At 40.7% G+C, this 13,934-nt stretch carries 14 protein-coding genes; 9 read left to right on the forward strand and 5 right to left on the reverse strand.

Annotated features, from left to right (window positions below; translation table 11 throughout):
- Positions 1-299: 299 nt before the first annotated feature.
- Genes AKG98_RS02265 through AKG98_RS02275 form a run of 3 tightly spaced genes read left to right on the forward strand, consistent with a single transcriptional unit; the run spans position 300 to position 2,805 of the window.
- On the forward strand, positions 300-1,349 hold the full coding sequence (locus AKG98_RS02265) for an HlyD family secretion protein (RefSeq protein ID WP_067040747.1): 1,050 nt from the start codon (positions 300-302) through the stop codon (positions 1,347-1,349).
- Between the two features lie 12 nt (positions 1,350-1,361).
- Positions 1,362-2,381: a DUF2955 domain-containing protein gene (locus tag AKG98_RS02270; RefSeq protein ID WP_067040749.1), complete on the forward strand. Its 1,020-nt coding sequence runs from the start codon at positions 1,362-1,364 to the stop codon at positions 2,379-2,381.
- A complete protein-coding gene (locus AKG98_RS02275; RefSeq protein ID WP_067040751.1) occupies positions 2,344-2,805 on the forward strand; it encodes a MarR family winged helix-turn-helix transcriptional regulator in 462 nt (153 codons plus the stop codon). Before AKG98_RS02270 ends, AKG98_RS02275 begins: the two co-directional genes overlap by 38 nt.
- Positions 2,806-2,995: 190 nt before the next feature.
- Here AKG98_RS02275 and eat read toward each other — a convergent pair whose 3' ends face one another.
- Genes eat through AKG98_RS02290 form a run of 3 tightly spaced genes read right to left on the reverse strand, consistent with a single transcriptional unit; the run spans position 2,996 to position 6,706 of the window.
- Entirely contained in the window at positions 2,996-4,420 is a 1,425-nt protein-coding gene (gene eat / locus AKG98_RS02280) for an ethanolamine permease (RefSeq protein WP_067040755.1), read from the reverse strand.
- A 14-nt stretch (positions 4,421-4,434) separates the two neighbouring features.
- Positions 4,435-5,301, reverse strand: a complete 867-nt coding sequence (gene eutC / locus AKG98_RS02285) for an ethanolamine ammonia-lyase subunit EutC (protein ID WP_067040758.1) — start codon at positions 5,299-5,301, stop codon at positions 4,435-4,437.
- Positions 5,294-6,706 carry an ethanolamine ammonia-lyase subunit EutB gene (locus AKG98_RS02290; protein WP_067040761.1) on the reverse strand — a complete coding sequence of 471 codons (1,413 nt, stop codon included), beginning with the start codon at positions 6,704-6,706 and terminating at the stop codon, positions 5,294-5,296. The genes eutC and AKG98_RS02290 overlap by 8 nt, the downstream gene beginning before the upstream one ends.
- Positions 6,707-6,893: 187 nt before the next feature.
- Here AKG98_RS02290 and AKG98_RS02295 point away from each other — a divergent pair, with 187 nt between their 5' ends.
- Positions 6,894-7,874 carry a helix-turn-helix domain-containing protein gene (locus tag AKG98_RS02295; RefSeq protein WP_067040764.1) on the forward strand — a complete coding sequence of 327 codons (981 nt, stop codon included), beginning with the start codon at positions 6,894-6,896 and terminating at the stop codon, positions 7,872-7,874.
- Here AKG98_RS02295 and AKG98_RS02300 read toward each other — a convergent pair.
- Positions 7,840-8,796 carry a LysR substrate-binding domain-containing protein gene (locus tag AKG98_RS02300; RefSeq protein ID WP_067040767.1) on the reverse strand — a complete coding sequence of 319 codons (957 nt, stop codon included), beginning with the start codon at positions 8,794-8,796 and terminating at the stop codon, positions 7,840-7,842. The genes AKG98_RS02295 and AKG98_RS02300 overlap by 35 nt on opposite strands.
- Positions 8,797-8,905: 109 nt before the next feature.
- Between AKG98_RS02300 and AKG98_RS02305 the strand changes: the two genes are divergently transcribed.
- The 4 genes from AKG98_RS02305 (at position 8,906) to AKG98_RS02320 (ending at position 11,767) form a co-directional block, all read left to right on the forward strand.
- Positions 8,906-10,108, forward strand: a complete 1,203-nt coding sequence (locus tag AKG98_RS02305; RefSeq protein WP_067040769.1) for a multidrug effflux MFS transporter — start codon at positions 8,906-8,908, stop codon at positions 10,106-10,108.
- Between the two features lie 61 nt (positions 10,109-10,169).
- Complete coding sequence (locus tag AKG98_RS02310) at positions 10,170-10,415, forward strand: YdcH family protein (RefSeq protein ID WP_067040772.1); 246 nt, start codon at positions 10,170-10,172, stop codon at positions 10,413-10,415.
- A 72-nt stretch (positions 10,416-10,487) separates the two neighbouring features.
- Complete coding sequence (cobO, locus tag AKG98_RS02315) at positions 10,488-11,096, forward strand: cob(I)yrinic acid a,c-diamide adenosyltransferase (protein ID WP_067040775.1); 609 nt, start codon at positions 10,488-10,490, stop codon at positions 11,094-11,096.
- The gene (locus AKG98_RS02320; protein ID WP_067040778.1) at positions 11,096-11,767 is read left to right on the forward strand and encodes a YceH family protein; all 672 of its coding nucleotides are present in this window, start codon (positions 11,096-11,098) and stop codon (positions 11,765-11,767) included. Before cobO ends, AKG98_RS02320 begins: the two co-directional genes overlap by 1 nt.
- Before the next feature lie 585 nt (positions 11,768-12,352).
- Here AKG98_RS02320 and AKG98_RS02330 read toward each other — a convergent pair.
- Positions 12,353-13,261: a winged helix-turn-helix domain-containing protein gene (locus AKG98_RS02330; protein ID WP_067040784.1), complete on the reverse strand. Its 909-nt coding sequence runs from the start codon at positions 13,259-13,261 to the stop codon at positions 12,353-12,355.
- 173 nt (positions 13,262-13,434) lie between these two features.
- Here AKG98_RS02330 and AKG98_RS02335 point away from each other — a divergent pair, with 173 nt between their 5' ends.
- A complete protein-coding gene (locus AKG98_RS02335; RefSeq protein ID WP_228140185.1) occupies positions 13,435-13,923 on the forward strand; it encodes a hypothetical protein in 489 nt (162 codons plus the stop codon).
- Positions 13,924-13,934 lie beyond the last annotated feature (11 nt).

A 13,934-nucleotide genomic window follows, 5' to 3' on the forward strand; every position in this document is an offset into this window, starting at 1 on the left:
CTCATTGTTTGGGTAGAATCTGTATTTATACGCAATAAGTTTCAATTTTCAGCACCTTATGTGACTGTATTTATATACAGTACCAAGTTCTAAACTTAGACTCTATGTGAAAATATGTCAATATTAATAACAAAACAAAGTGCTTATTGCTACGCAATAATGACTTACATCACAGCCCTAAAAGACAGTGTTTTTCGTCAAAGGTGATAAAAAAATACACCATAACTATTGTTGCATATACATCAATAAATCTATAGACTTCGACCTCTAGATTTATTGTTGTATAGGTAACAAAACAAATGAAGGACACAATTTATAAATACGCCATCTATTCCGTACTAACGGTAACGATAGGGTTTTCTGCATTTTTGATAAGCGCAGATAATATCGCACCATTTACAACGCAAGCGACCATACACAAAACAATTGCGAATATCGCACCGGAAGTTTCTGGGGTGATAACGGCAGTCAATGTCATAAACGGTCAATCAGTCAAAGTTGGTGATGTATTGTTTAGTGTTGATAAAAAGAGTTACGCATTGGCAGTGCAGCAGGCAAAAGCAGAACTACATAAAATACAAGAAAGTAACTCAGCGAAATGGCAAGAACTTCAGTCCGCCAATCAAATACTCAGTCAGCGCACGATTGAATGGAAAAATACAGATACAAAATATCGTCGTTATCAACAGCTACTCAACAAAGGCTTAATCACCCAACAAGATGTTGATGACAGCTTAACAAATGTAAATATCGCCCAAAGTGCGGTAGAAGCGGCGAATGCCGATATTCTGCGAATCAAAGTCGATTTACCAAGTGATAATAAAAATGCTGCAATTGAAATAGTAGAAGCAAAATTATTAACCGCGCAACTTGATCTACAACGCACCGATATTATTGCAACAACCGCTGGTACGGTAAGTAATTTACAATTACAACAAGGTACGTATATCAACAAAGGTAGTGCATCGTTATTTTTGGTAAACGAAGCAAACAGCTGGCTAAGCGCCGACTTCAATGAAAAAGGCGTCGCACATTTAACAACAAACACAGCCGTGTGGATCGCTTTTGATGCGCTGCCGGGTACTGTTTTTGAAGGTAAGATCAGTAACCAAGATCGCGCAATTTTTGATCCATCCACATCGACCAATCAGCTATCGACAGTCGTCAATGATACGCGCTGGATACGTGAACAACAAAAAATACGCACACGCATTAGCGTAGATGATATTGATAGCGTACTTATTGCCGGATCACGCGCCAGCGTTATGGTTAAAAATGGCAATCAAACCGTAGATTTTATCGGTTACGCTTGGATCAAACTCGTCGCTTGCTTCCGCTATATCTATTAGCAAGAGGTTGATATGTTAATTAAAAACCAGCAGTTAAATGATACATTACGGATCACTCTGATCATTACCTTATGCATGTTAGCGGGTAACTTATTACACCTTGAAAACAATGTATATTTGGTTCTCTATCCAACGCTCCTAATGACAAAAGGCAAAGATTACTCATGGTATGGACTGTTGAAGATGCTCATCCCGACCTTGATCGCTGCAACTTGTGCACTGATTATTGCGGAAACATTTAAAGATCATCCCTTTGCTATTTGGACAATCAGTTTAATTTTCATTGATCAAGTGCGCCGCAGTGCTAATACCCCAGCAAAACAGGGAGGCATGCTCATGCCAGTATTTAATTGGGTATTGATCATCGTATTTTCTCAGTATACGAGCGCTAGTATGCCAATGCGAATTCATGAGATCTTTATTTCAATGGCTGTGACTATCGCGGTCTGTAAATTCATGGTGTGGCTATTTCCAGTTGCCAAGAATGGCAAAGCACCGCAAATAAAACCGCAACAAGTGACTTATCAACACCGCTTCATTTCCCTCAGCCTGATTGGCTCAGGATTAGCATTCTTAATGATTGTCGATTTACTCTCTGCGACATTCTGTATGGTGCCAGTCATAGCGGCTGCAACGCAATTTAACCGAGCACAATATCTACGCGTAGTAAAGTTACGTTTTATCACTCAGATAGGTGGCTGCGCACTGGCGATCATTTTTACACTACTGCTCGCTGGACATCAGAGTGTCATTAGCTTTTACGCACTTGGGCTTGGCTTCTTGATATTTACCATCACCAACTGGATGGTTAATTCCCCAAATAAATTTAAAGACTTACATGCAGATGTATTACTGGCAACGGTACTGCCGATACAGCTGTATATGGGCAATATTTCATTTGGTTTAGAGCGAACCTATCTACGTGCATGGGAACTTGCGGTCACTTTAGGTATACTCTTTATTCTTTATCAGCTAACACGTTCGCGAGATAACAATGGCCAAATCAATCACCAATATTCCAACATTGGATAACAGTATTTCATTTATGATGGGATTGGCATACAAGCAATTTAGAACCTTAGCAAATCAGGTACTGGTAACTGAATTTGATATTACCTTAGAAATGTTAGGCACGTTACGTGCGCTAGAACAGTTAGGTGAATTACCACAACAAAAACTGGCCGAAGCATTGCTTCGTGAGCGCTCTGTGATCAAACGTCTGGTTGATAATTGTATTAAGCGTAAGTTAATCGCCGCACATAAAAGTGACACCAATAAAAAAGCGCGTTATTTATCAATAACAGCAAAAGGGATCGCGGTAAAAGATGCGGCACATAAACGAATACAACAAGTAACAACAGATTACTACTCGCCGTTAACTGCAGAAGAACAGCAACAGTTACTCACCCTTAATAAGAAAATTATTCAAGTTGATATGATCGTTGGCAATGATTAATCGTTAAGTGGTGTTGTTATCCAACTACAACTACAACTACACAACTACACAACTACAACGATAAGATGACTGGCTATCGCTGATTACTTGCCGCCAGTCCATATTGGATTGGTGATAAGTGATAAGCAACAACCATGCATACCAAGCCTACTGATGTATTAGCAGCGGTAATAAAGCTCAATTAAAAACATTAAACCGCGCTTACTACGTCTCCATTCTCATCCGCTTGCAATTCCAACTCTGCTTGTGAAAGCAATGCAAACTCTTCCTCTGCGCTGCCAGCAACCAAGTTGTGCCGACTGACAAAGAAATAATACAAACCGCCAATCACAAATAATCCCAATGTCAGATTAAATGCGCGGGGGTCAAACGCATACACCCCAGTCAAAGCAACCAACGAAAGTAATAACGAGATAGATGAAGTCACAATACCACCCGGCGTTTTGTAAGGGCGAACTAAATCAGGTTGTTTAATCCGTAATAATATATGACTGAGTGACATCAGAGCATAAGACACAGTCGCACCGACGACTGCCATGGCTAAAATCAAATCACCCTCGCCACTTAACGATACAAAGAATCCAAATACACCTGGAATAATCAAGGCTCTTGAAGGTACTTTACGTTTACTGGTTAACGACAATGAACGCGGTAAATAACCAGCACGTGACAATGCAAATACCAATCGACTATAACCATAAATAATAGAGAAAAACGAGGCCACTAGCCCAGCAAGACCGAGTACATTGACCAATGTAGCTAATGTCTCATTACCACTAATTTTTAATGCATCGACTAACGGGACAGCACTTTTACCAATGACATCTGCGCCAACGGCGCCAGCCAATAACACCACCACGAGCAATGCTGTAAAGAGCAAAAATGTCATCGCAGCAATAATACCTTTAGGCACATCCTTTGCTGGGTTTTTAGCTTCTTCAGCGGCAAGCGGCACCCCTTCAACAGCCAAGAATAACCACATAGCAAAAGGTAACGCCGCCCATACGCCATACCAACCCATCGGCATAAATTCAGAGGCACCCGCTGCATCCGTGACTGCAATGTCGTATAAATTATTTACATCAAACTCACCAATCAAGGCGACTGCAGTAGCGATAATGGCAAATACCGCCAGACCACTGATCACCATCATCACTTTTAATGCTTCACCGACACCCGCTAAGTGAATACCAATAAAAACCAAATAAAATAACGCGTATATGACTGGCCCGTCCACACCAAGCAGTGCATTAACCGCCGACCCGATAAAAATAACGATCGCGGCGGGGGCGAGTGCATATTCGATTAATATCGCGAGTCCGGTAAGATAACCACCTGCAGGACCCATGGCTTGGCGAGCAAAACTATAACCCCCACCTGCAGCGGGGATCGCAGCAGACATTTCCGCCAGTGATAACACCAAGGTGTAATACATCAGCCCCATTAATACCGAGGCAATCGCAAAGCCACCCCAGCCTGCTTGAGCAAAACCAAAATTCCACCCTGCGAAATCACCCGATATAACATATGACACACCTAAACCAGCCAATAAGAGCCAGCCTGCAGTACCTTTTTTCAATTGTCTCTTAGCGAGATATTCCTTATGATCCGACATGTTATATCCTTATCTTAGTTTGTTTTCGACAGTAAAAAATTTTGTGTGTCTTGCAACGCCTCAACTTCTAACGTATCGGAGCGATCTTTCAGGTTTACCCCAGACAGTGATAATCGACGCGCTTCCGTTAAGAGATAAAAGGCCCGTAAACTGGCTTCCTTATAACTCAACCCTTCGGGACGTACGTTAGAAATACAATTACGACTGGAATCATCCAGTCCGCGAGAGGGAGCCCATGTGAGATACATGCCTAAACTGTCTGGTGAACTTAGTCCAGGGCGCTCTCCAATTAACACTAAAACAACCTTGCCATGGAGTAATTCACCAATATCATCCCCCACCGCAACACGTCCCTGTTCGACGACAATGATGGGAGCGACAGTCCACGATTGTGTCTTATCCGCTGCTAAACGTTGCGTTAATAATGTAATAACGGCAACAGCATGATCTTGCACAGCCCGAGAAGACAGCCCATCTGCGACCACGATGACCAAGTCATATTCAGTCTGCTTCATCTGCTGATAATCCGTTAATTTCTGACATGATGCCTCATCAAGCTGACGGCCCAAATCTGGACGCTGCAAATACATCATGCGATCAACAACTGCACTGTGTAATACCAAGGGGTCGGCTAACATAACAGGTGTCTGCATTAACGTGAGGTCATGACATAACACATTAATGTCGAGTGGCGTATGCACTGCATCTTTGGCCTGCGCATGCGCTAACTGAAATTTAAATAATTCATTACTCGGGATACTGTTACCTACCCGACCTAAACCAATTCTGGCATTCGTAAAACGCCTTAATGTACGCCACGGGTTAGTCACAACGGAATCTGACTGGGGCGCTATTAACGCATGAGCATGAGAATCAGGCATAGCATTCCCCCTTCGGTAAGTTATTTAATTGTGTTGAAAAGCGTTCAGGAATAGTGTTATTAAGGATCACACCCGCGGTATCATCAAACAATTGCATCTTAGTTAGCCATTGCTCAAACTCTGGGGCTGGACGTAAGCCCAATACGCGACGCGCATACAGCGCATCATGAAATGAGGTCGTTTGATAGTTCAGCATGATGTCATCCGAACCCGGAATGCCCATAATGAAAGAACATTCCGCAACACCCAGTAAGGTCAATAAGTTATCCATATCATTTTGATCGGCATAAGCATGATTGGTGTAACAAATATCACAGCCCATAGGTAGGCCGAGTAACTTGCCACAGAAATGGTCTTCCAAACCAGCGCGAATAATTTGTTTACCGTCAAATAGATATTCAGGTCCAATAAACCCAACCACGGTATTCACCAATAAAGGCTTAAACTTTCTGGCCACCGCATAAGCGCGGGTTTCGCACGTTTGCTGATCGATATTATGATGCGCATTCGCCGACAGTGAGCTGCCCTGCCCAGTTTCAAAATACATCACATTATTACCAACAGTGCCTCGATTCAGTGATAATGCCGCATCGTTAGCTTCTGCCAATACATTAAGATCAAAACCAAAACTCCGGTTTGTCCCTTCTGTCCCACCAATAGATTGAAACACCAGATCAACAGGCGCGCCCTGCTCAATCGCTTCAATGGTATTAGTCACATGAGTTAATACACATGATTGTGTTGGGATCTCGTATTGCTGAATAACCTCATCCATCAGCGTTAACAGTTTCGAGGCCTGTGCAACATTATCAGTCGCGGGATTAATGCCAATCACGGCATCACCACTGCCATACATCAGACCATCAAAAATACTGGCAGCAATACCATTTACATCATCCGTTGGGTGATTTGGCTGAAGCCGAGTCGATAAGCGTTTGTTCAACCCTATAGTATTGCGAAACGCGGTAGTTACCTGACATTTTTTAGCCACCAGAATAAGATCTTGGTTACGCATTATCTTACTCACGGCAGCCGCCATTTCTGGCGTGATACCCAACCGTAAACGATTTAATATCATCGGTGTTGCGGCATCACTGAGTAACCAGTTACGAAAATCGCCCACCGTAAAATGCGCAATAATCGCAAAAGCCTCTACATCATGTTCATCCATGATAAGACGAGTCACCTCATCTTTTTCATAAGGAATGATGGCTTCATTGATAAAGGTTTTAAGCGGTAATTCCGCCAGTGTCATTTGCGCTACAACACGTTCTTCAGCGGTATGGGCAATGACACCTGCAAGCTTATCTCCTGAACGTTCAGGGGTCGCTTTTGCGAGCAGATCGGCTAAAGATTTGAATTGATATATTTTACTGCCAAGTTGATGACGATAAGCGGATTTCATACGTTGACCTCAAATAGCTTCTGTAACCATATCGCACAGATAGGATTGATACTTGCATGAATAAAACCAAAGCGAAGATCATTCCAACCGCCTATCAGATTTAGGCAAATTTAATAAACCATTAAAATCAACACGTTGAAATTATAGTGCATCATAAAAGGGCGTAGTCATAAAGAGGTAATTAGAAATGAACAATAAGAGTAAACAAATCATTGCACCATGTTTGAACATCTATGAAGCAAACGATGCAAACAGGCATGCTGGTAACTTATCGCTTTGGTCACAAGAGTATGATCAATTCAGCCATGGGGCTTTTTATGGATGTATTAACGAAGTCGCCTTAACGCAAGTCAGTGTCTTTAAGGAATACACTAATCAATCATTACGACAACAATGCAATATTAACGACAGTGGGATCTGGTTAGGGTTTAGTGCAAATAGCAAAAGTTGTCGTATTAATGGTCGCCATACTCAAGAAAACACAATTATGTGTAGAGCTGGACAGCAAGATTTCGAACTAATGACACCTGAGGATTTTAGTATTTACGGTATTGTTATCGACAAGTCGGCATTGACTCAGATTGCAAATATACAAAATATAACGTTAGATGAAATAATACCAGATTCAGAATTACTACGCAGTTACCCCCCGAATACTGTTTCCGCTTTACGGTATTTTGTAGCACACTTATTATCCTCGAAGTTATTGAATATAACCTGCCGGATACAAGAAGATATTCTTATTTCAGCGGTCGTTGAATTACTTGTTCAAAAGCAACCTCTCACGACAGCACGCGTCAGTTATCGTAAACGTAAAACAACCGTCGACGCCATAACTCAATACATTACAACCACCGCTTACCCAACAACGATTAGTGAACTTTGTAGTATCGCCAATGTGAGCAGGCGTACGCTGCAATACAGCTTTGAATCAATATTAGGTATTAGTCCCCAGCGCTTTATTCGCCTTACCCGCTTAAACCAAATACGCCGAGAACTCAGTAAACCACATCAAACCAGAGCCATCGTGGATGTAGCCCTCGATTACGGTTTTTATCATCCGGGGGGATTTTCTCAGGACTATAAATTGCTTTTTGGCGAAACCCCATCAACCACACGGCGGCTGCATACGGTTAGTCCATCTCTTTCGCAACACTCTGACAAATAGTATCTCTGACCCACTTATGTCCCGGCTCATCATTATTACGTTCATGCCATAACAATACATAGACCAATGAAGAAAAATCTATCGGCAAAGGTAATTGCACCAAGTCATATAACTTTTGTGCATGCGAGACAAAACTCGACGGTAACGTAAAAATTAAATCACTGTGCGCACACACACTGGCGGCACCGTAAAAATCCGGTAAGGTTGCGCAGATATGACGGTGTTGACCCGATTCAGCTAATTGATAATCCAATAACCACCAATCATTACCTTCACAGCGAACCTGTACATGCGACATACTCAAATAAGTATCAACATCCCAATGCCCTGCATTAATACTTGCTAACATAGGGTGATTTTCGCGTATTAAACACACCTGGTTATCGGTAAATAAACGCTGATGTGCAATCCCCTCAGGTAAATTATTGAGGCGAACATTGGCCGTGGGGTGCAACTCTCTGGCCGTAATGCCAAAATCAATCTGTCCTTGCTGCAAGTCTAATAATGACTTTTCATTCCAACCATAAATACCTAAATTCAGCTTAGGTGCTTGCGATAATATTGGCCCAATATAATGAGGTAGTAAAGTTTCATAGGCACTTTCAAGCATCGCAAACGAAAACTGGCGATGACTATTTTCGGGAATAAAACTCGGCGGTAAGCAGAGCTGATACAAGCCCTGTAATATCGTCGGTAATTGTGCTTTTAATTGCAAAGCATGCGCCGTCGGTTTTAAACCATGGGCAGTACGTAAAAACAACGGATCACCCAAGGTATCACGTAGTCGGTTTAAACTTTTACTCAGTGCCGACTGGCTTAAGTGCAAGCGATGCGCTGCGCGGGTTACACTCTCTTCTTCAAGTAAGATCTGTAAAATAGCCAAGAGATTTAGATCTATCTTGGCAAGGTTATCTAAATTCATAAGATATTCCTAAATGGAAACTCAGTTCTGAAATTATACCACTTCCATTCATATCACGCTTTACGTAAACTGCTCCACATTAATCCATGCCTTATATTTGAGAATAACAATGCGCCGAAATATATTACCTATTTTGATGGCTATGGTGGTGTTAAGCCCCCTCGCTATCGATATCTACCTGCCTTCAATGCCAACAATGGCAGCTGAATTTAAGGTGTCATCAAGTGAAATACAGTCTACGTTAATCTTATTCTTATTTGCTATGGGTATCGGCCAGATATTAATTGGCCCACTGGCAGACCGTTTTGGTCGCCGTCCTGTCGCTATTGGCGGGGTCATATTGTATTGCTTGAGCAGCCTGCTTGCTGCTGGTGCAGCCGAATTTCACTGGCTACAAATAGCACGAGTACTGCAAGGAATAGCAGCGTGTGCGGTATCAATTGTGGTGTTTAGTGCGGTACGTGACAGCTTTGACTCTAAAAAAGGCGCGTATTATTACAGTTATTTAAATGGCGTTATTTGTGTGATTCCAGCGCTTGCACCTACCTTAGGCGGCTTATTAGCGCTGCAATTTGGCTGGCGCTCTACCTTTATTTTTATGATGCTATACGGCTTAATAATATTGCTACTAATTATCAAAAAGTTACCAGAAACACGCCCAGATAATACTGATATGTCCGGACCGTTGTACCACTGGTCTCGCTTTAAACCGGTATTATACGATGCCCATTTCATGTTTTACGCTATGGCTTGTATGGTAGGCATGGCATCAATCCTAACGTATGTATCCTATGCACCAGACTGGCTAATTCGTCATTTAGGTATCGAAGAATTAGAGTTTAGCGCATTGTTTGGTCTAAATGCTATCGTCAATATCGCCGCTTGTTTTGCTGCGCCAACGGTGATCAAACGTTTCGGTAATCGTCCTACAGTGATCATTGCCTTTATTGCATTATTATTATCCGCGGCACTGCAATTGGCCGTACAACATTGGGGACCAACAGCTGGTATGGCTGCCGCGTTTGCCTTTATGTTACCAATGATGTTGTTATGTATTGGCTTTGCATTATTGCTTGGTCCAGCAACCAGTATGGCATTAGCTGCATTTGGCGAACGCGCAGGTACAGCGGCCGCAATGTTAGGTTGTATCCAAATGAGTGGCGCAGCACTACTCGCAGGGTTAATTCAACAAACAGAACTCACCGCACCCTATGCCGTGATCGTATTAATGGGTAGTTTATCCACAATATTACTGGCGATAATGCTTATGCCACGTCTCAACCATTGGCATCAAGAACAAGTCCAACATTAGATGCCGCGATGAACGAGTTCGACTACACTAAAAGAACTCGTTCATCACTAAGGCAATTATAATGCAAAATGAAAAACACCCGCTCAACCATGAATTTCCTGAACACGCCATTGATATCGCCAAACTAAAAAGCGATGACCCCGAATTTGCCGCCCTAGCCAAAGAATATCACAAACTCGATCATCATATTTACGGCCTTGAAGCCAGTGACATTCCCACCACAGATAGCCATTTTATTGAATTGAAAAACCGTCGACTTGCTTTAAAAGACCAGATTTATCAAAAACTAATTAACGGTGATTTTTAATTTCCCCACTTCCATTTAGTCATAAAAGCCTTACACTGAAGTTAATCGCACAAGGCATGAAAGGAATGCAGAATGACGGAAGAACATAACCAAGATAAACATCAACAGAAAATGCAGAAGATCCAAGATACAGTCGCCAAACGCGTCAATAAAGCCACGGAAGAACGTGGTATTTTGATCGTAATGACAGGTAATGGTAAAGGTAAAACCTGTGCAGGTTTTGGTAATGTTATTCGCTGTATAGGCCACGGTTTTAATGCGGGTGTTGTGCAATTTATTAAAGGTACATGGGAAGCGGGGGAAGTTAAATTCATCCAGCAAGTACGTCCTGATATGCCTTATCACGCAATGAAAACGGGCTTCACTTGGGATACCCAAGATAAAGCCGCAGATATCGCCGCAGCAGAAACAGCATGGGTGCATGCTAAAGCCATGTTAGCTAATCCTGATCTTAAAATGGTGCTTTTAGACGAACTGACTTACATGCTCAGTTACCAATATTTAGATTTGGAAGAAGTACTCAGCGCTATCCGTAATCGCCCTGTTGATCAAACAGTTATCGTCACTGGCCGTAGTGCCCACAAAGATTTAGTCGCCATCGCCGACACAGTGAGTGAAGTCAGAGAAGAAAAACACGCCTTTCGCTCAGGTATTAAAGCTCAAATAGGGATCGACTGGTAATGGATGAACTCTCGCTACATGAAACCCGCGTATTAGGCGCGTTAATTGAAAAAGAACACACCACACCAGATAATTACCCACTATCGTTAAACTCATTAACCTCGGCCTGTAATCAAAAAAGCAGCCGAGAGCCTGTTCTTTCACTTAGCCAAGATGAAGTACAAAACATTGTTGATGATTTAGTGAAAAAACGTTTAGTCGTAAATGATGAGCATGGCGGCAAACGCAGCGCTAAAATTCGCCATCGTTTTGGTAATACCGAGTTCAGTAAAATTCGTTTCAACCCGCAACAGTTAGCGATCCTTACCTTGCTATTTTTACGTGGGCCACAAACCCCGGGCGAACTAAGAACCCGTTCAGCACGTCAATGCCAGTTTAATGATGTACAAGAAGTTGAAACGACACTGGATCAGCTTGTCAATCATGAACAAGGTCCATTTATCGTTAAACTGGCTAGAGAGCCGGGACAAAGTGCTTGTCGTTATGCTCACTTATTCAGTGGTGAAGTAACCTCGACAGCAGTAGCAGATAGTACAGTACAAACGATGAATCCGCGTTCTGACGAACATGATGCATTATCAACTAGAGTCGATGAACTTGAGCAAGAAGTGGCAACACTAAAGGCGCAATTAACGGAATTACAAGAAACCGTAGCCGCACTCATAAAATAGATTTTTAGATCATAGTAATAACAAAGGGAGTTCTGAGTTCACAGATTCGAACTTCCAACTTACTCTATTGAAAGACTGTGTAATTTGATCCTAACGAATACCATTCGTCGAAATGTTACCGACTTTTTCGATTGAAGATAATATACTTGGAATTTACGCGTGCCCGCCTGAACATCATCAATGGAGAATTCATACCATCACTGTTACGGACAGAAATATCGCTTACACCAAACCCTTTAAGTTCAAAAGTTGATACAGCACTTACCATGGATGTCGACATCAGCACTGCCGTCATTATTATTGCAGTTTTCATTAATTACCTTACATCTAAGTTTCAATCTAAATCAGGCATCATAATAAAGTTAAATTTAACGAAAAAATAAACAAGAATGAAATATGTTTATAATTTAATAAAGAACAATAAAAATCAGGCATAAGCAACTGTATAATAACAATTAAAAACACCACCAAAAAACTAAAATACATGCTACTTTTCATTTTGGTTATATTTTTATTATAAAAAAACAACGTTTAAAGACAATTCTTAGTGTGATATGAATTATTTGAGGCTGAAATAATCACATTTTAAAAGACTGATGGGATATTGATAGACCCATGACACAAATCGTCACCTGCAATTGATTCAACTATAGAGCTATAGAGCTCCTCCTCCACGAGTTTGTAATTAATAACATTCAAACTTTCGCTCTTATTGGTTATGATAAAAGCACTCATCGCGATGTTATCTTTGTTGTATGGCGAGGAATAAACCCTAATGTAGACCTTATTTATATCACATGAATTTAGGTTTGAACCATCCAGGTCTTTTCTAAATTCCCTCCCAACAAGTAATGCATCAAGATCACTAATGTAGATATCAATATTATCCAGTTCATAGTGTTGATAGTTTTTTGTATCCATAAAAGAAGCGTTACCCATATTATTCTTTGCTATTAAAAAGATTAATGTCGATATAAACACTATATTAACAACAAGCCAGAACCCTCTTTTGTAGGTCCCCTTAATTGATGGTAAGCTTATTCTTTTATTATCGTTTAACAACTTACGATTAGCGTTATTCTTTTTATCACTGTCATCAATAACTTCATCTAACTCTTGTGCTTTACCTGACTCTTCAGCTCCATCTACAATTGACCCATTAAGACTATTTTCAGGTAAAGTAATTACCAATGAGTAGCCTTTTTTACTAATGGTGTTGAGTTTCAACTCATTAGACTCTAGTTTCTGTATCGTCTTTCTTATATAAGAAATCGTATTCGTTAATGATTGCTCAGAAACAACTGCGCCTTGCCAGCACACTTCGAACAATTCATCTCTAGAAATGCATTTATCTTGATTTTTTAATAAATGCATTAACACTCTAAAAGGTAAAGGGCGCATGCTCACTGTAACGCCTGAAATAAGACAAGTGATAGCACGCAGCTCTACATCTATAACTATATTCTTTTGGGTCGCTTGCTGTTTATGAGTCATTAAAGTCCTACATTAAATTAGATACTTATAGAGCTTCACTTCGTAAACATAGCTACGAACAAGCAATAAATTGTATATAATATATTATAACGCAAATTCTTAGTTCATATTCTTAGCTGTTTAAATTTATATTCGACAATGGTAAGAAAATTAAATAGTAGAGTGGTGAATAAATGCAATCATATTTAGTCAAACTGATCATTATATATGGCATTTTATGTTTTATTTTGCTTGGTAAAAGTTTGATAACACCAGATTTAGTTTTGGTCGGTAGTCAATGGAAATGTAATTTCCAAAAAATTAGATTCTCAAGTAATGTATACTCAAAATACGAAATGATAAATGAATCAATGCTTTATACTTTTAGCTCTAAGACTAGTTTTTATATTAAAGACAGAATGTTGGTCAAGGATAAAAACGGCCTCACAGAAACAGTAGAGCTACTCTTTGTTGGTGAATATATTCTGGACGGTAATAGTTTGTCGATGGTTTTCAACGACGTTAATTTTCAAAAAAAGCATTCTGATGATGTGATTAACAATGATCAATTATTATATAAAGGTTTTTCAATCGATTATAAGATTGAGCGTGAAGGCAATTTCCTTTATCTTTACTCCGCCAATAATAGCGAAGTATTTAATCACGTCTGTTCTATACCCTAGACAATCACTTT

This window comes from Moritella sp. JT01, assembly GCF_001574435.1.
Taxonomy (GTDB): Bacteria; Pseudomonadota; Gammaproteobacteria; order Enterobacterales; family Moritellaceae; genus Moritella.

What these genes read in the sequence shown, in the direction of transcription:
- AKG98_RS02305 (WP_067040769.1), top strand. Translation starts at nt 8,906, where the DNA reads ATGCGCCGAAATATATTACCTATTTTGATGGCTATGGTGGTGTTAAGC.
- AKG98_RS02275 (WP_067040751.1), top strand. Translation starts at nt 2,344, where the DNA reads ATGGCCAAATCAATCACCAATATTCCAACATTGGATAACAGTATTTCA.
- eat (WP_067040755.1), bottom strand. Translation starts at nt 4,420, where the DNA reads ATGTCGGATCATAAGGAATATCTCGCTAAGAGACAATTGAAAAAAGGT.
- AKG98_RS02300 (WP_067040767.1), bottom strand. Translation starts at nt 8,796, where the DNA reads ATGAATTTAGATAACCTTGCCAAGATAGATCTAAATCTCTTGGCTATT.
- AKG98_RS02320 (WP_067040778.1), top strand. Translation starts at nt 11,096, where the DNA reads ATGGATGAACTCTCGCTACATGAAACCCGCGTATTAGGCGCGTTAATT.
- cobO (WP_067040775.1), top strand. Translation starts at nt 10,488, where the DNA reads ATGACGGAAGAACATAACCAAGATAAACATCAACAGAAAATGCAGAAG.
- eutC (WP_067040758.1), bottom strand. Translation starts at nt 5,301, where the DNA reads ATGCCTGATTCTCATGCTCATGCGTTAATAGCGCCCCAGTCAGATTCC.
- AKG98_RS02335 (WP_228140185.1), top strand. Translation starts at nt 13,435, where the DNA reads ATGCAATCATATTTAGTCAAACTGATCATTATATATGGCATTTTATGT.
- AKG98_RS02310 (WP_067040772.1), top strand. Translation starts at nt 10,170, where the DNA reads ATGCAAAATGAAAAACACCCGCTCAACCATGAATTTCCTGAACACGCC.
- AKG98_RS02330 (WP_067040784.1), bottom strand. Translation starts at nt 13,261, where the DNA reads ATGACTCATAAACAGCAAGCGACCCAAAAGAATATAGTTATAGATGTA.
- AKG98_RS02295 (WP_067040764.1), top strand. Translation starts at nt 6,894, where the DNA reads ATGAACAATAAGAGTAAACAAATCATTGCACCATGTTTGAACATCTAT.
- AKG98_RS02265 (WP_067040747.1), top strand. Translation starts at nt 300, where the DNA reads ATGAAGGACACAATTTATAAATACGCCATCTATTCCGTACTAACGGTA.
- AKG98_RS02290 (WP_067040761.1), bottom strand. Translation starts at nt 6,706, where the DNA reads ATGAAATCCGCTTATCGTCATCAACTTGGCAGTAAAATATATCAATTC.
- AKG98_RS02270 (WP_067040749.1), top strand. Translation starts at nt 1,362, where the DNA reads ATGTTAATTAAAAACCAGCAGTTAAATGATACATTACGGATCACTCTG.